Origin of the sequence: Labrenzia sp. THAF191a, from assembly GCF_009363335.1 — a bacterium.
GTDB classification, from domain to species: domain Bacteria; phylum Pseudomonadota; class Alphaproteobacteria; order Rhizobiales; family Stappiaceae; genus Roseibium; species Roseibium algicola.
On sequence record NZ_CP045333.1, the window covers coordinates 2,756,848 to 2,773,857 of the forward strand.

The following is a 17,010-nucleotide window of genomic DNA, read 5'->3' on the forward strand; positions in this document are numbered from 1 at the left end:
CCGTTGTCTGTTTCACCTATGGCGCAACAATCGGTTGTGCGGCAAGGCTGGGGGCCTGAACTTCGGTTCCTTCGAACAGGGATCCTTCCTCGAACCAGCTCTTGGGAGCCGGCGCGCCCCAAAGGGTCTGCCGCTGCGGATCCTTCAGGTCCCACCTGATCGGTTCCAGATCCGGATCGACCGTCTGGTAGTCCGAGCAGTAGATCTCGATCCGGTGGCCGTCCGGGTCTCGAATATAGAGAAAGAAGGCGTTGGAAATGCCGTGTCGGCCCGGGCCGCGCTCGATATTGGATACCCAGCCAGTGGTTGCCATCAGGTCGAGCAGGTCGATGATATTGAGCGGGGTCGGCACCCAGAATGCCGTGTGGTGGAGGCGCGGGCCCTTGCCGTTGGTGAAGGCAATGTCGTGGACACCGCCCTTGCGGTGGGTCCAGGCGGCCCACAGACGGCCGGTTGCCTCGTCTTCTGTATATTCGGTCACCCGGAAGCCAAGCTCGTTGTAGAAGGCAACGGAGGCATCGACGTCCGGCGAGAAGCAGTTGAAGTGGTCGATGCGGAGCGGCTTTACGCCCTTGTAGAGCGCGTATTTCTGATGGATCGGCGGCAGGCGGTCCATCTTGGCGTAGAACTCCAGCGGAATGCCGTGCGGATCGCGGGTCCGGAATGTGCGCGACTGATAGGGCCGCTCGACCCAGTCGACCGGCAATCCCTTGCCCTTGAAGAAATGCGCGGCCTTGTCGAGGTTTTCCTCGTCGAACACCTTGAAGCCGAGATCACGGGCAGCGGCGTCCGCCGATTTGCGCAGGACAAGGCAATGGTGGCCGCGTTCTTCCATGGCGCGCAGATAGATCGCCTCATCGGATTCGTCCGTGACCTGAAGGCCGAGCGTGTCGACATAGAAGGCCCGGCTCTTGGCCAGATCCTTGACGCCCAGTTCCACATGGCTGAGCCGGATGATGTTGAAGGGTGGATAGAGATTGGGGGCCGGAATGGGCATGGAAGGCTCCTGCGATAAACCTATTGGACCGGGAAGATGACGTTGGTCTGTCCGGTACCGGAACTGGGGAAATAGTCGGTCACGACCTCGCATTCGGCGGTGTAGCTGTCCCAGCCGAGCGCGCCGTAGAGCATGGCGGTGTCGTGCATGGAGCCTTCGCCGCAACAATGGTCGGCATATTCCGGCAGCATCTTCAGGAAGGTGGCATGATCGCCCCTCCGCCACATGTCGAGGACATGCAGATCGACCTGCCGGTTGAACTCGGACGAGATGGTGAAAGTGCCGTTGTTGGCGGCATAGTCCTTGTTGGCCCAGATCTTGTGAGACAGGGATCCCGACGCAAGCAGCAGCACCTTCTCGTCACTGGCTTCGACTGCCGCCCGGATCGCCTCGCCGACGATACGGCTCTCGTCATGGCCGTGCACCGTGCACCAGGCGGCGACCGACACGACCTTCATGTCGTGTTCCCGGCTCATGAACCGCATCGGCACCAGCGTGCCGTATTCAAGTTCCAGGCTGTCGAGATGATGGGCGAGCGTGAAAGCGCCGCGCTCGGTTGCCTCTCTTGCGATGGCATCGCCCATCTCCGGGTTGCCCTCGTAGGCATAAGGCAGGTTCTGGATGAAATGCGGAAATTCGTTCGAGGTGAACAGGCCCTCGAACCGCTTGTTGGCATTGATGTGAAAGCCTGCGTTGATCACCCAATGCGTGTCGCAGACGATCGCCGTCGTCGCGCCAAGCGCTTTTGCCCGGCGCGCGATTTCGTAATGACCGTTGATGGCCGGCTGACGCTTGCCCTCCACAGGTCCGGGCTGTTCCGACATCAGCATGGTCGGCACATGCGTGACCTTGGCCGCGAGAACGATTTCTCCCATAGTCTCCTCCCGTTACTGCGATCTTATGTCGTTCACATTCCTCACGCACCAAGGCGCGGGATGGCGTGCTGGCCGGTCGCAAAGCCGATGTGTTTCTGCTCCATGTAGAATTCGAACGACCAGTCGCCGCCGTCGCGGCCGATGCCGCTGGCCTTGACGCCGCCGAATGGGGTGGGCAGGTGGCGGACGTTTTCCGAGTTCACCCAGATCATGCCCGCTTCCAGACTGTTGGTGAACCTCAGAGCCCTTGTCAGGTCGTTGGTCCAGACGTAGCCGGTCAGGCCGTAGGGAATGTCATTGGCGATCTGAAGTGCTTCTTCTTCCGAACCGAAGCGGATGGAGGTCAGGACCGGGCCGAAGATTTCTTCCTGGGCGATCTTCATGGAGTTGTTCGCACCGGTGAAGAGGGTAGGACGCACGAAGCAGCCTTCCGTCCCGACGCGACTGCCACCAGCGGCAATCGTTGCGCCGTCCTGGCGGGCGGTTTCGAAGTAGCCGGTCACCTTGTCGAAATGGGTCTTGTGGATGAGCGGGCCGATTTCGGTCTTTGGATCGAGGGGATGACCGACCTTGATGTTGTTGACGCGCTCGATGAGCCTTGCCTCGAATTCATCGGCAATCGTGTCCTGCACCAGAAGGCGCGAGGACGAGGTGCAGCGCTCTCCGTTGAGCGAATAGATCATGAAGATCGCCGCATCCAGCGCCCGGTCGAGATCGGCATCGTCGAAAACGATCACGGGGTTCTTGCCACCGAGCTCGAAATGCACCCGCTTCAGGGTTTCCGCTCCCTGACGCATGATCATGGACCCGGTGCGGCTCTCACCGACGAAGGCGATGGCCTTGATGTCAGGATGTTCTGTCAGGGCCTTGCCGGCTTCTTCGCCGAGGCCGTTGACCAGGTTCCAGACACCTTTCGGCAGACCGGCTTCTTCTGCAATTTCCATCAGGATGCGTGCGGTGACTGGAGAAAACTCCGCCGGCTTGTGGACCACGGTGCAGCCTGCAGCGAGCGCCGGCGCAATCTTCCAGGTCGACAGCATGAAAGGCGTGTTCCAGGGCGTGATCACGCCGACTGGTCCGATCGGAAGACGCGTCGTGACGTTCATGAGGGTCGGCGAAGGCAGGGCCTGGCCGTCGCGGGCACTTGGCGCCTTGTCAGCGAAGAAGCGGAAGTTCTCGGCGCCGCGCAGAGCAGCCTTCGACATGAAGCGCAGGGCCTGACCGGTATCCCAGCATTCGCAAAAGGCGATTTCTTCGGCGCGGGCGACAATGCCGTCGGCAATCTTGTGAAGGATTTTCTTGCGCTCCGTCGCGGCCAAATCGCGCCATGCAGGAAAGGCCTCCTTGGCGGCCCTGGCCGCAGCATCGATATCGGCAGCATCCCCCCTGGCAACCTTGCAGATCAGGCTGTCGTCCACCGGGGAGGTCGTTTCGAATGTCGCGCCGGAGGCTGCGGGGCAGGCCTTGCCGCCGATCTGGTTCAGCACGCCGGTCTCCCGGAACCTTGCGAGGTAGGTCTCAAGTTTTTCGATGTTGTTCTGAAGGTCAGACATGGGTCAGACAGTCCCCAAATGGTCGCGAATGGTGCCCGTCTTGGGCGAAAGGTCCGGGTCGATGTCGCGCATCTCTAGCGATAGCGCGAGCGAACTGGTGGCCAGGACCGGTTCCAGGAAAGCCTTTGCGGCATTGAACAGACGCTCCGCTGCATTGCGCTTGACGTCGTCCGGCCGTCCGGCGCGAAGGCGTACGGAAATGTCGATGAAGGCATGTTTCGGGTCGCCGTCGGCGATCGCATAGTGGTCGCACCGGATGGCCCGCACCCGCAGACCGGGCATGGGAAGGGCATCGATGGTCGCGGCCTGCGCACGCAGATGCTCGCACAGGGCCTTTATGTCGGCCCGCTGTTCCAGATTGGCGGAATATTCCAGCGATATGTGCGGCACGAGATTTCCTTAACAGTGCAATATTTGCTATGTTAAATATATGAGATCAAAACTGTCAAACTTTTTGTGTCTAATAATCTGCCAATTCGCTATGGACCTTGCATGATCGACGACACTGAACCCGCTGACGGCCCGGCGCTGCCGTCCACAAGACGCTCCATCCCGATTGCGCTGATCCGGGCGCGCGAGAAGGTCATGGGCCCGATCCGCGAGATGCTCTCCGACTGCGGCATCACCGAACAGCAGTGGCGCATCCTGCGGGTACTGGAAGAATTCGGTCCCCAGGATGCCTCGACCCTGGCCGACCGCGCCTGCCTGCTGTTGCCCAGTCAGACCCGTATCGTTCAGACGCTTCTGGAAAAGGGGTTGGTGACCCGCCAGGCGGACGAGAAGGACAGGCGCAAGCAAACGGTGGCGATTACGCCGGCCGGACAGGCAATCATCGAGGAGAAGCTCGATGACGCCAAGGCAATCGCAGCGCGCATAGAAGAGGTCATCGGCAAGGAGAAACTGGCACAGCTGCTCGACATTCTGGAGGATTTCCAGAAGCTGTAAGAGGCTTGTGACTAAGTCTGGGGCTGGGCCGGATTTGGGATTGAGGCCGGTTTTCGCGCTGAAGGCTCGGCACCGGATGCAGGCTATTGGCCGGAAACGGCCCGGGCCCCTTCAGCCTGTGTAGCTGGAAAGGAGCCCGGGCTTCTGGTCTCGTGCGGGAAGAGACCAATTGCTTTAGTTGTAGCGGTACATCTTCTTTTCGGAGAACCACTTGCCCTGCCGGGTTTCGGTCGTGGATCCCGCCTTGTCGGCTTCCGCGAAGAGCTTGTGCGCCTCTTTCGACCGGCCCGTGTGATACAGCGCCCAGGCCCGAAGCAGTTTTGCCTTGCGGCTTTCGCGCCCGCTCATTGCGTTTCTTTCAAGGTACGGCAGAGCGCCTGCGTAATCTCCGGTGCTGATCTCCTGTTCGGCAGAGCGCAGGTAGGAAGACCCGGAGGAGCGCGATCCGCCCGAGGAGCGGCTGCGAACTTCGGACGCGGATGCAAGCTGTGCGCCACCGAGGGTCTTGATCGCAGGGAACTTGGTTGACCATTGCGCGATCAACTGTCGTTCGCGGGCTTTCTGCTTCTTGCGCTGAGCAACCACGATCTGGCCGACGGCCGCGGATTCGTTTGGCTGGAACTCCATCGACTTGGCAAACCAGATTTCAGCTTCATCGAGTTCAAGCATGTTGTAGAAGTGCCAGCCGAACACCTGGGCGGCAATCGGCGATTGCGCATCCTGGACGACGTTCGCAAATCTCGACAGGCGCTTGAAATCCATCTCGGTGCCATAGCCTTCCAGAAGCTGGATCGAAACGACTTCCAGATATGCCTTGAGGATGAGCGGATCCTTGCGCCGGTTCTTGTAGGCAAGTTCCTCGGCTTCCTCGTATTCGCCATCTTCCTTCATGGAAACAACCATGCCTTCGATGGCCTTTGGCGATGGGCGAAGCTTGTAGGCTGTCTGGAACCATTTGGTGGCGGTCTTGAACTCTTCGCGGGAGTAGTAATACCAGCCAAGAAGTTCGGCATCGTTCGGGTTCTGGAGTTTTGCGGCCGAATTGGCGAGTGCGTCCAGATCCGACTTATCGACCAGCATGGCGGGATCGGTGGCGCCTTCGCCAACTTCACCACGCAACAGGTCCAGGTAGATTTCGTTGAACTCCGAGCGACCGTCCAGTCCGGTTCTGCCGTAGGAGACAAGCTGCTCCACCGCGTTGCGTGGCAGCACTTCGGCAGCCTTTTGCACGGTGGCCTTGCGCTCGTCCTCATTGGCGCAGTTGGCAAGGATGTACTTGTAGGCTTCGAGCGCCTTGACGTCCTGACCGGTCTCGTTGAGGGCCCTGGCTGTCCGCCAGATAATATCGATTTCCTGACAGGTCAGAAGATCGGTGTTCTTCACCGCGATCTTGATGACCTCCTGGGCGTTGCCCAGTTCGGACGCCTGAACGAGGGTCTTTCGCGCTTCGGCATTGATGATCTGTCGGCGCAATTCGGCTGAAGGCTCATAGCCGGGGTAAAGATTTATATATTCCCGGATCTTGGCGTAGAGTTCCTGGGTCCGGCCGGTGGCGAAGAGATCCCAGAGCGGCTGTTCGTTCACCTCGATCCGGTTGCGGTCGTAGATGTTTTCCGGCGGTTGCCAGTCCGGATGAAGAGACTTCAGCCGCTTGATTTCCGCAGACACACGGCCGATCTCGCCGTTTTGTGCGTAGTAGCGCAGGGCCGTTTCATCGACCTTGGCAGCCGCGGGGGCTGCCGGGGCCGCGGACTGTGCGGCTCCCGGCTGGGTGACCGAAAGCGCGAAAGGCGAAACATTGGCCTGCTGCACCGGCAATACACCGGTTTCAGGTGCCTGCAGGACAAACGGAGAGCCACTGGGCAGTTGTTGTTGCGGCGCGGCTTCCCACGGAGCGGACTGTGCCAGGGAACCGTTGGTCGCAAACGCCAGCGCGAAGGAGGCAATTACCATTCTGGTGAAAGACATTGCGGATACCTCTCTGCAATTGCGAGAATCGTGAAGATCTGAAGTGTCGTGGAGTAATAGTCGTCGGTGCCGATCTGCAGCAGTTCGGACGGGAATGGCTCGGCCTTGTCCATGCATCTGGTCAGGGCGGCAATTGCGCGAAAACCGATACCGCCCATGACACTCTTCGGCTCGCCCGTGACGATCTGCGTGACCGAAGGGCCGCGGGGATCGGCAAAGCCGCGTAGCGTTGAAAAGTCCGCCGCCTTTTTCACGCGCAGGGCATTTCTGGAAAGCGCAAGATAGAGCGGAACCCGGATGGCATTGTAACCGAATTCAGGTGTGAACTTTTCCGAAGGCACCAGCTTGAGGCCGCCGATATCGACCCAATCCGGCGGCAGGTAGCTTGGAGCTCTCTGGGAAAGGTCCAGGACGTCCTCTCCGACAACCGCAACCTCGCCCCAGTTCGCGGACGTATCGAATTCGGCAATGGTTTCCAGGGCCGGATAGACCCAGTAGGACGGGTTGACCGTGACGGTCTGATGATCGCCGGAGACGAACCCTTCACTGCCGGGAACAAGAACCGGTCCGAGGGCGGTTTGCTGAAGGAGCGTTGCCGCGATATCCGCCAGAACGACCTTTGCCGAGGCAAGGTCTTCAGGGTCTCCCCAGCTCTTGTAGGCCTCGATCAGCGCCCAGGCGATCAGCAGGTCCCCGTCCGTCGCGTTGTTGGTGTCGGCGACATTGGGACCTTCCGGCGTGTGCAGCACCTTCCAGGCAAACAGTTGATCCTTGCGCACCTGCAGGTTCTCGTAGGTGTAGTCGCGGATCAGCTTGAAGGTCTCGCGGTCATCCACCGCGACGGCCAGAACCATGCCGTAGCCCTGGCCTTCACTGTGACTGATGCCTTCATTGGCATCGTCGATGACGGCTCCTTCCGGGGTCATGTGGCGGCTCGTATAGTCCCGCCACGCCGACCCCAGCCAGAGCGACACGGCTTCCTTGCTGCGCGCGCTGGCACCGAACACCGGTTCGGCTTTGGCGGGGGCGAGCGACAGGAAAAGTGCCATGCCGGTTGTCATGCAAAGCCTCAGCATGTCAGCGTCCGGACCGTTTGAGGGAGACGTAGTAGCTGAAGCCGAGGATCAGGCAGAACGCCAGCATGAAGACGACGAAGTCGAGCATGTTGTGCGAGACCAATCCTGCCACGACGAGCCGGCTGTTCCTGAACTCGGACGGGTTTGCCAGCGAGGCAAAGTAGTTCGGATCGGACAGGCGTTCGGACGCAAACCGGTTGGTGGTCGCGTTATAGAGCGACGTGTCGCCGGTGAGCCAGGCAAGCCTGCCTTCGCGCAGCATCGTTTCCGTGCTGGCCTTGATGTCGTCACTCGTCAGGCCGGTCACGACGGTCCAGGTGTCCTGCTTGACCGGGGCTCCCATGAAGGCAACCCAGCTTTCCTTGGACGTCAGCGTCTTGGTGCGCTGTGCGATCAGGATGCTGTTGCCCTGCAGCGCGAAGCTGCGGTCGGACGGAACTTCGGAATTGAGCTTGAAACCGACGCTGCGCCAGGCGGAGCCGGCATATCGCTGGATGCTTGCCATCAGGCTGGTGTCGTTTTCGTCAACAGACTTCAGCCCGAAAAAGCGACCCACCTGACTGCGCGAGCCTTGCGTTCTTTCCGGATCGAGCGTGTCCAGATAGGCTTCCTTGGCCATGCCCGACAGGCGATTGACCGGAGCAACAATCAGCCCCGGCTGATTGCCGACCGAGGCGGAGGCCGTCGTGATGGCGATCGGCCGGACCTGCTGTGTGATTGCTGCCGTTGCCACGGCAAGCTGTGCAGCGGCCTCCAGGCTCTTCGGGTCGTCGGCAAGCACCTGAATGGTGGTCGGCCGGTTTTCTGCAGGATTTTTCGGCAAAAGGTCGGAAGGAGACAGGCTCGGTGTCACGCGCATTCTGGCAAGTGCATCGAACTCGATCGTCGACGTGTCCGCATCAAGCGACAGCCGGTCGCCGTTGAGGCCGGTCGCGACATCGCAGGTGGCATCATCTTCTGTCAGGGAAGACACTTCGATGCGCAGGTCGTTGAAGCCGGGCGAGAAGCCGCCAAGCGGGATATCGAGTGGATTGCGGGAAGAAATGCCCTCACGCGTCAATTCCGCAGACGCAAGTGCGGCACCATTGGCGAAGACCTGCAGCCGGTTGGCATTGGACAGGTTTGCCAGCGCATCGATGTTCAGGCTGAGTTTGGCCTTGCCATAGTCTCCGACGAAATAGTCGTCCGGCAGGCGGATCGAGAAGTCCTGCCGGAGAAGCCGGCCGTCGAAGCGTTTGCTGCTGACGCCGATCTTTGCCAGGGAAACCGTTTCGCCGGGTTCGATCTCGTAACCGAACTTGTTTTCGAAGGCGGCAATGCCCCGGCGGCTTCCCAGCATCGGCTTGGCCTGCAGGGCCTGTTTGAAGGCCTCGATGGACTTGTCCAAAGCCGGGCGGTTCTCTGCCGCGAGAAACAGGGAAACCCTGCCCGTATCCGGCCGGTGGACGATAGCAAGGCCGGGGATTTCCGAGCCCGTGTCGCCAACGGCAAAGCCTGCGTGCGAAAGCTCGGCCCGAGTGCCGACAATGATATCCAGGCCGGCATCGTTGCCAGGCTCGTTCCTGATCTGAATGTCCGGGTTATGGTATTTCCCGAATGCCGCGACAGTCTGTGCAACTGCCAGGGCCCGGTCCAGATTTCCGGCGCTCGCCGTGCCCAGTTGCAGCAGGCGCATGTTGGTGGCGCCGCTCTTGTCGTTCGGGACCGCGCGCAGGAGTTCAAGGCTGGCCGACAGTTTCGGTGAGTTGTCCGGGCCCGGATCGAACACGATACCCGTGTTTGCCGGGTTCAGCACCGTCCACAGTTCATAGGTGGCGGGGATCGTGCAGTCCACGCGGTGCTTGTGTTTCGCGACAAACCGGATTTCGTTGAACCCCTCGACCATCAGTCCGGGAGGGAGATCGAAGCTGCGCATGGAGCTTTGAGCGCCTGCGTTGAGTTCAATGTCGCCAACGGGCTGACCGTTGACCATGATGCTCATGCTGGAATGTTCCGGGGCGGTCGAGACCGCGGTCAGGTAGTCCACCTGAAGCTTGCGATAGAGAAGGACCTCGTCCCGCGGAGCGTAGACGGCAAGCCGGATTTCTGCCTGTTCGCCTTCCATCCGGAGCTGGTCGGCGGTTGCCGTCAGGCGGCGGATGGTGCTGCGGTCTTCGGTCTTGGTGTCGAGCACCGATACGTCGAGCTGCTGGGCAACTGCCGAAACAGGCAGAGCAATCAAGGTTGAGGCGACAAGCGCTGCCTTGAGGCAGGTTGCGGCTTTGAGGTGATACAGAGTTTTCATTGCTTCAATCCTCATTCTGCAGGTGCGAGGACGGATTCAGGCAGGTCCTGCTCGAGAGGTGCCGGCTTGCGTTTCAGGCCGGACCGCAGGGCTGTCATGAGGCCGAGGACCGGGACGCGAATGCCGTAGTAAAGTGCCCATCTGGTCAGGCGCATCATGCCCGCGACGACCGAGGATCCCGTCAGCTTCCTGTTGTGCAGGGCTCTCGGTATTGTCAGGTCGGCAAACATCACATCGCTGGAAACGATCGCTCGCGTTGCGACGGTATCGAGATAGGCGGCGCCGATCAGAATTCCCTTCGAGCCGGCCCGCTGGGAGGCGACACGAATGTTGATGCCTGTTTCGGCAAGCGCGGCGTCAGGTTCCGGCGTTGCATCGGCTGACCGGTCCAGAGATTGACGCGGATGGAATGTCAGGTGGCCTTTGTCGCCGAGCACGTTCCCCCATGCAGGTGCTCTTTCAAGCTGAATGAGCAGACCGTTGGTGTTGGATTCCACCAGATTGACGGGGATGGTTTCGTCGCGAAGGCGGAGCGTCGCCTTGCGATGGACCCGGATACGTGGTGCGGTTCTGACTTCCTTCCGTTCCAGGATGGCGCCAAGGGCTGCACCGGCAATGATCAGGTTGAAGACATGCCAGATGCCGACAACACCAAGCAGGGCAGTCTGGCCTGTGTCGTTCTGCAGGCGCCAGACCAGCACACCGGTCGTGAGGAGCATGACCGCGAAGACGATGATGTAGGGCCATGCGATGACCGACAGCTGTTCTTCTTCGAGTGTTTCACCCTTGGTCGTGACGTTGAACTTCGGCGCACGCGGGTTCATCAGCACGGAGAAGATCGCCGGGAACAGGTAGATTGACTGGATGTACTCGTAGAGTTCGGAGATCCAGGGCCACCTGAGCTTGCCATAGAGGCCGGACTGGATCGTCACCACCGCAAGGATGTAGGTCATCGTGTAGGCCAGGAATTCCTGTGGCGAGGCGATGTAGATCTTCATGTTGAAGAGGATGAACATCAGCGGCGCCAGCAGGAACACCAGCCGCGGGAACGGGAACAGCCAGAACATCGCGCTGGACATGTACGCGACGCGCTGCATGAAGCTCAGGCCCGGCTTGAACATCGGGTTCTTGAGCATCAGGATCTGCAGCATGCCCCGGCACCAGCGGGACCGCTGGCCGATGAACGAGGCGAGGGTGTCAGGCTGCAGGCCGGCGATCATCGGACGATCGACATAGGCGCTCTTCCAGCCGCGCGAATGCAGCTCGAGAGCGGTTTCACAGTCTTCCGTGATCGAGACGCCCGAGAAACCGCCGACTTCATTGAGGGCAGCACGCCGCAGGACGGCGCCGGAGCCGCAGAAGAAGGTGGCGTCCCATTTATCGAGACCCTTCTGGATCATGCCGTAGAACATGTCGTTCTCCGAGGGCATGATGTTGTAGGTGCGCAGATTGCGCTCGATCGGATCCGGATTGAGGAAGAAGTGCGGTGTCTGAACCAGGAACAGTTCGGGATCCTTGAAGTAGGCGACGGTTTCGCGCAGGAACTCCCGTGCCGGTGCGTGATCGGCGTCGAAGACCACCACGAGATCACCTTCCGACCGAGACAGGCCGTAGTTGAGGTTTCCGGCCTTGGCGTGTTCGTTGCGTTCACGTGCAAGATATGTCGCACCGAGATCTTCGCAGATCCGCTTGAATTCCTGGCTGCGCTCATAAGCGGCAAGGGCGGCCTTCTGGTCGGTGGAATTCAGCTTCTGAAGCGTTGCGCCATCGTCCAGAAGGAACACACGGAACTTGTCCTTCGGATAGTCCATGTTCTTGGCGGCGGCGATGGTGCAGGCGACGAGGCCCGGATCCTCGTTGTAGCTGGGAATGAACACGTCGACTGTCGGAGCATCGGCGTCGGAGTTCTGCACCTTGCGGGGACGCTCATAGCGGTCGGAGACGATGAGCGCCGACAGGAAGAACATCAAGATGCAGAAGAGCTCTGCAACAAGCAGCAGGACACCGGGAACGAAATCGTAAAAGTTCTCGATCGGCGGAACCGTCTGTGTCACGCGCCAGTAAACGTAACGGCCGACCAGCAACCCTCCGAGCGTCAGAAACGTGACGCGTCCCAGAGTGCCCGGCAAGACCTTCGTGAATTGCATGGCAACCAGAACGAAGAGGCCGAGAAAGAGTTGAACTTCAACCGAAAGCGGCAGCGTGACGATGAAGAATGTAGCGATGGTCGCTATCGTCGCGAATACGTATAAAAGTAAGTTCAGCATAGCCTAAGTTCCTGTACTTTGTACGTTATTGGTCTGGTGCTATTTGAATTGCTTTTGTCACCGAGTTGACGAGCTCTATTTGTGAGCTTGTTGCGGTTCTTTGCTGTGCCATCGCAAGGTGATTTCTTGCGGTGTTGTAGCTGATCCCGATTTCCTCGGCGGCTTGTCTTACGGTTTTGCCGTCTATTATTTTCTTGATGATGCGCGCCTGCTGATGCGTGACCCCGGTGGCGGCTTTGATCGTCTCGGCGCTTACCTCGTTGGAGGCGGTGTCCGCGGTGATCAGGACCTTCTTGCGGAAATAGGATCTGACGGGATCCCGGGTTTCCTCGTCGGACACCTGGGACGGGATGGCCTCCACGAAGTAGCGGGGGCCACCGGCAATGCTCATGACCCGTGCCTGTTCCTGCCGAGTTGATCCGGTGTTTGCCGGGGCATCGACGGGCAAGTCGCGAGAGTTGCGGGCAAAAAACGGTGCCAGGCTCAAAGGTGCCTGGATCCTGCCGTCGATGAGGCGAAGATCGCCGCCTTTCTGCAGGACCTTTTCCATCGCCGGGTTTTTGACAAGGACTGAGCCGTTGCCGAAGAAAACAAGCGCTGGAGACTTGATGTGTTTGATCCAGTATTGCGCGCTTGTCAGTTCAGTGCGGTTCCGCCCGTAAACGAGATCCTCGGCATAAGCCTCGAAGCCGCCGAAGATGTCATCCGCATAAGCAACAACACCTTGGAAAATACTGTCTGAAAAGCCGACTGGAACGTGGGCGGCAAGATAGAGCTGCAAACCCATTCCCAATTCGACCATGAGAACAGCCGCACGGTTGGTTTCAAGGGTTGTAGCGCGCGACAAACCATCCGGTGTTGTTGCGGTGCAATGCAGGATCTCGGTGTCGTGTGTAACGGGGGTGCAGGAGTTGGCTTTTACTTGGGAGAACGTGTCTATTTCGTTCCCAAGAAGATGTTCGGCTTCCCAGGCTTGACGATTGTCATCAATTGTATAGCAAATCTCGATCTTCTTCCTTCTTGCATCCAGAACAAAGATGCTGAAAAGAAGAAATTCAAATCGTTTGGCCAGTGCATATGGAAAGTCTAAATTGCTCCGGTTGCGGCGTTCTTTTGTCTGGCCACCGTATAAAACACTTTCGTTAAAGTCCCTTCCTGCAAAATACATTTTTTGCTCCCAGGTAGAAATGGATTTTATTCGTGGCGATGATCTAAGTTCTGGCTCGTTTCATTTTCAAAAATTGGATTTATCTAAATCGATCGATTGGTTTCTTAGGAGGTTAATAAATTATTAAACCTTTTATACCGGAAACTTCATGCCGTTGCTCTAGTGCAATTGCATCAATTTTAAAGCAACTGCAGTCTTGGTTAATTTATAACTCTAAGAAAATTGTAGAATATGCTTCAGCATTAAATGAGAAATATCGATGAATACATTAAGATCATCGAGTTGTAATCACGAGGTGGTTTTCGTTGAATTTGATAAATGCAAGTGGAGGTGGTGTGCATGCGTGTATTGCTGCGCTGCAGCATTTATCGTGTTTTTCGATTTCTACTGTTTGCGACGAAATGTCCCGAGGCGATTTCGCGAAATGCCCGGTGAAATCTGTTTGAGATAAAATTTTGTCTTGTTTGATTTAACTATTCAGATTGCCGACAAATTAGGCGGACTTGGCTAATTTGAGTTCAGGCTCAGGAATTGGGCGTTTTGCCTTCCCGGATTTGTGATCGAATTTTTCGAAACTTGATACGCGGCGACCAGATATGTCGCGCAATGGTTGAAAGTATTAGAGAAATTCGACCTGAAATAGGGGGGCGGCGGCTTGCTGGTGCGGCGAACAGAAGAGCCAGGGCGCGCAAATCCAGTTGGCTCTTTGCGCACCGAGTGCCGGTTTTCTGATGGCAATTGGCCTGCAGGGCATCCGAAGCCCTCGAGGTCTTGTGAGGGCTTCAGAGCAAGTTGACGGGGCCGGCCTTTGAGGCTTGTGCGTTACGGAGATGCTTCCGAGGGATTAGCCGGAAACGGCTTTCAGTCCGGTCTCGACTGCCGACAGGATTTTCGTGACGTTGTCCGATGTCACGATCAGCGGCGGCGAGAAGATGGCATTGTTTCCGGAGACCCGGATCATGACGCCGTCCTCATAGGCGGCCTGCTGCAGCTTCAGCGGGACATCCTTTGCCGAAGGTTTCTTGCTGGCGCGGTCGGAGACGAGTTCGATGGCGCACATCAGTCCTTCACCGCGCACGTCGCCGATCACCTCGAAACGTTCCTGGAGCCCCTTCAGGCCACCAAGAAGTTCCTTGCCGCGTGCGGCGGCGTTTTCATGGACCTTCAAACGTCGGATCTCTGAGAGGGCAGCCAGAGCGGCTGCGGCGCCGACAGGGTGGCCGGAATAGGTGTAACCGGTATCGATGGACGCGATGCCTCTGGTGTCCTTTTCAAAGACTTCGGCCACATGCCCGGCGATCATCACCGCCCCGAACGGGAAATAGCCGTTTGTGATGGCTTTTGCCGTGCACATGAAGTCCGGCTGTACGCCCCAGTGGCGTGCACCGCTCTCGCTGCCGGTGCGGCCGAAGGCGGTGATGACTTCGTCGGATATCAGGAGAATGCCGTTGCGGTCACAGATCTCGCGCACCATCGGCATGAAGCTCGGATGGGGAGGCATGACACCACCGGCGCCGAGGACGGGTTCCATGATGAAGGCGGCAATGGTGCCGGCTCCCTGGAAGGCGATCTCGTCTTCGAGGGCGGAAGCGCAGAGCTGGGCAAGTTTCGCCGGATCGCTCTCGTTGAACGGATTGCGGTAGGTGTAGGGAGCCGGAATGTGGAAGCAGCCCGGCAGCAGAGGTTCGTAAGCGTTGCGGAACTTGCCGTTGCCGTTGACGCTGGCGCCGCCGAAATGGGTGCCATGATAGCCTTTCTTCAGGCTGAGAAACTTGGTGCGGCCGGCTTCGCCGCGAATGCGGTGATACTGGCGGGCGAGCTTGAGGGCGACTTCGACCGAATCCGAGCCACCAGAGGTGAAGAAGGCGCGCGTCAGCCCGTCCGGGGCGAAGAAATCGGCCAGTTCGTAGGAAAGCTCGATGACCTTGTCGTTCGATGTGCCGCGAAAGATCGAGTAGTAGGGCAGGGCGTTCAGCTGGTCGGAGATAGCCTGTTTCACCGGTTCGCAGGAGTAGCCGAGGTTGACGTTCCACAGCCCACCGACGGCATCAAGAACTTCGTGCCCGTCGACGTCGGTGATGAAAACGTCGCGGCCACCTGTCAGGATCGTCGGCAGATTGGTCTGGCTGTCGGCCGGATGAGCCATCGGATGCCAGACATGGCGGGCGTTGTTTTCCTTCAGGAAGTTGGAATCCTTCATGTCATGTCTCCTTGGAGTAAACTTGGCAGGCCGAGCAACGAAAGTGCCTGGTCATAGGAAGATCGGGGGGAAAGAACGTCGAAGTGAACCGTCTGCAGGCCGGCCGTCTTAGCGCCGCGAATGTTGCGCAGCTGATCGTCGACAAAGACGCAGGCGGATGCGGGCAGGCCGAGTTCGTCCAGGCACAGCTGATATGCACGCGGATCCGGCTTCAGGATCCCGGTGTAGGTGGCATCGACGATGACGTCGAAATCATCCAGAAAAGCGAGCTTTTTCCTGAAGTCCGCACCGTAGAAAAGGTCCAGTTCATTGGACAGGACCGCAAGCTTGCAGCCTGCCTGCCGGGCAATGTCGATTGCGGCCAGGGCTTCCGGGCGCATGACGGCATCGGGATCAGCGCCGCGCGCAGCCTTCACGAACTGGGCCATTTCCGACCAGTCGTTGCCGGTCAATTCGGCAATTTCCTGCGTGCGCCGGTGCCAGTAGTCGCGTTCGGAAATCTCGTCCCGCTGCATTGCCTGCCAAAGACTGTCGGTTGCCGGATCAAACGGGCCACGCCAGGTCAGGGTGCCGGGGGCGAGCCCGAGAGCCTGTTCGGTCAGGTCGTGGGTCTCGAACATCGTGCGAGTGACGACCCCGCCGAAATCGAGCACCAGAGCCTTCGTGTCATGCGGCATCGCGCCAGATCCTTCTCAAATCGACCGGGACAACGCCGCCGAGTTTTTCAGTGACTTCCGTCGCCGCGATCGGCAGGGAAATTCGGATTTTTGCTTTCAACTCCTCGGTCATGCGAACGGTGGGGGCGGCAACGGCTATGGTGCCGACGGCCTCTGGCAAGTCGCCGAAGATCGGCGAGGCAAAGGAAGAGACGTGCTCTTCAAAACCCTGGTCGATAAAGGCAATGCCGTCGTTTCGAACCTGTTCGACTGTCTTTTTCAAAAGCTCGGTATCGGTGATCGTGTAGCCGGTGGAGGGTTTGAGCTTCGTCTTCAGAAGCTTTGGCAGCAGATCAATCGGGCCAAAAGCCAGCATGGCGAGACCGGAGGCGGTTGCGTGCAGCGGCAGCAGTTCAGCTTCGTCGAAATAGACCCGCGTTCCGTGAACGAGTGCGTCATGATGATAGAGCGGTGACAGGTGATTGCCTTCCCGCAAGGAGACATGAACCAGTTCCCCGAGTTCTCCAGCCAACTGTTCCACCAGTGGAGCGACAAGCCTTCTTGCCGGGAACAGGCGTTCGCGGACTGCCGCAAGGCGCAGGATGGCGGGGCCCAGGCGATAGCCTTTGGTGCCCGGGTTCTGCTCCAGAAAACCGTTGGCTGTCAGTTCGGTCAGATGCCGGTGAACCGTTGCCTTGTCCTGGCCCGATAGGTTGCGGAACTCGGTCAGGCCGATTTCCGAACGGCTCGCGGAAAAGTGGTTCAGCAGGCTCAGCGCTTTTGTGATCGTGCCCATGCTTCAGCAGTTCCTTTCCCGCAGGTGCCGGATTGAAGCTCCGGCATTCGACGGGACGATGTTGACATGTAGTTTCATTTGAAACAATATATTTTTAAACCGATGGTTTGTTATTTGAACCGTTTTGCGAGGTAAACAAAAGCGTCAGCGCTCCGATTGAAGGTTGACATCTGATTATTTAAGATCACAATAATTAACAAAGCAAATAAAAAATGACCAAGACCG

General features: G+C 58.7%; 13 protein-coding genes. 1 reads left to right on the forward strand and 12 read right to left on the reverse strand.

What is annotated here, in order from left to right:
• Positions 1–16 precede the first annotated feature (16 nt).
• Genes hpaD (FIV05_RS12640) through FIV05_RS12655 form a run of 4 tightly spaced genes read right to left on the reverse strand, consistent with a single transcriptional unit; the run spans position 17 to position 3,815 of the window.
• Positions 17–997 (reverse strand): 3,4-dihydroxyphenylacetate 2,3-dioxygenase, encoded by a 981-nt coding sequence (hpaD, locus tag FIV05_RS12640; protein ID WP_152509777.1) that lies wholly within the window; start codon positions 995–997, stop codon positions 17–19.
• Between the two features lie 20 nt (positions 998–1,017).
• Complete coding sequence (gene hpaD / locus FIV05_RS12645; RefSeq protein WP_152509778.1) at positions 1,018–1,872, reverse strand: 3,4-dihydroxyphenylacetate 2,3-dioxygenase; 855 nt, start codon at positions 1,870–1,872, stop codon at positions 1,018–1,020.
• Positions 1,873–1,913: 41 nt separating this feature from the next.
• Positions 1,914–3,425 carry a 5-carboxymethyl-2-hydroxymuconate semialdehyde dehydrogenase gene (gene hpaE, locus FIV05_RS12650; protein ID WP_152509779.1) on the reverse strand — a complete coding sequence of 504 codons (1,512 nt, stop codon included), beginning with the start codon at positions 3,423–3,425 and terminating at the stop codon, positions 1,914–1,916.
• A gap of 3 nt (positions 3,426–3,428) precedes the next feature.
• Positions 3,429–3,815 carry a 5-carboxymethyl-2-hydroxymuconate Delta-isomerase gene (locus FIV05_RS12655; RefSeq protein WP_152509780.1) on the reverse strand — a complete coding sequence of 129 codons (387 nt, stop codon included), beginning with the start codon at positions 3,813–3,815 and terminating at the stop codon, positions 3,429–3,431.
• A 102-nt stretch (positions 3,816–3,917) separates the two neighbouring features.
• On the opposite strand from FIV05_RS12655, the gene hpaR reads away from it, so the two are divergent.
• Positions 3,918–4,370, forward strand: coding sequence for a homoprotocatechuate degradation operon regulator HpaR (gene hpaR, locus FIV05_RS12660; RefSeq protein WP_152509781.1), 453 nt, complete (start codon positions 3,918–3,920; stop codon positions 4,368–4,370).
• A gap of 174 nt (positions 4,371–4,544) precedes the next feature.
• On the opposite strand, the gene FIV05_RS12665 is transcribed toward hpaR, so the two are convergent.
• From FIV05_RS12665 to FIV05_RS12700, 8 genes are all read right to left on the reverse strand, one after another.
• Positions 4,545–6,338, reverse strand: coding sequence for a hypothetical protein (locus tag FIV05_RS12665; protein ID WP_152509782.1), 1,794 nt, complete (start codon positions 6,336–6,338; stop codon positions 4,545–4,547).
• Positions 6,317–7,414 (reverse strand): glycosyl hydrolase family 8, encoded by a 1,098-nt coding sequence (locus FIV05_RS12670; protein WP_152509783.1) that lies wholly within the window; start codon positions 7,412–7,414, stop codon positions 6,317–6,319. Before FIV05_RS12670 ends, FIV05_RS12665 begins: the two co-directional genes overlap by 22 nt.
• 1 nt (position 7,415) lies before the next feature.
• On the reverse strand, positions 7,416–9,698 hold the full coding sequence (locus tag FIV05_RS12675; protein WP_173013831.1) for a cellulose biosynthesis cyclic di-GMP-binding regulatory protein BcsB: 2,283 nt from the start codon (positions 9,696–9,698) through the stop codon (positions 7,416–7,418).
• Positions 9,699–9,709: 11 nt separating this feature from the next.
• Positions 9,710–11,965, reverse strand: coding sequence for a UDP-forming cellulose synthase catalytic subunit (bcsA, locus tag FIV05_RS12680; RefSeq protein ID WP_152509785.1), 2,256 nt, complete (start codon positions 11,963–11,965; stop codon positions 9,710–9,712).
• Positions 11,966–11,990: 25 nt separating this feature from the next.
• Positions 11,991–13,133, reverse strand: coding sequence for a LuxR C-terminal-related transcriptional regulator (locus tag FIV05_RS12685; RefSeq protein ID WP_152509786.1), 1,143 nt, complete (start codon positions 13,131–13,133; stop codon positions 11,991–11,993).
• A gap of 844 nt (positions 13,134–13,977) precedes the next feature.
• Positions 13,978–15,333: an aminotransferase class III-fold pyridoxal phosphate-dependent enzyme gene (locus FIV05_RS12690; RefSeq protein WP_152509787.1), complete on the reverse strand. Its 1,356-nt coding sequence runs from the start codon at positions 15,331–15,333 to the stop codon at positions 13,978–13,980.
• Complete coding sequence (locus FIV05_RS12695) at positions 15,330–16,010, reverse strand: HAD-IA family hydrolase (protein ID WP_152509788.1); 681 nt, start codon at positions 16,008–16,010, stop codon at positions 15,330–15,332. The genes FIV05_RS12690 and FIV05_RS12695 overlap by 4 nt, the downstream gene beginning before the upstream one ends.
• Positions 16,000–16,785, reverse strand: coding sequence for an IclR family transcriptional regulator (locus FIV05_RS12700; RefSeq protein ID WP_152509789.1), 786 nt, complete (start codon positions 16,783–16,785; stop codon positions 16,000–16,002). The genes FIV05_RS12695 and FIV05_RS12700 overlap by 11 nt, the downstream gene beginning before the upstream one ends.
• Positions 16,786–17,010: the final 225 nt, after the last annotated feature.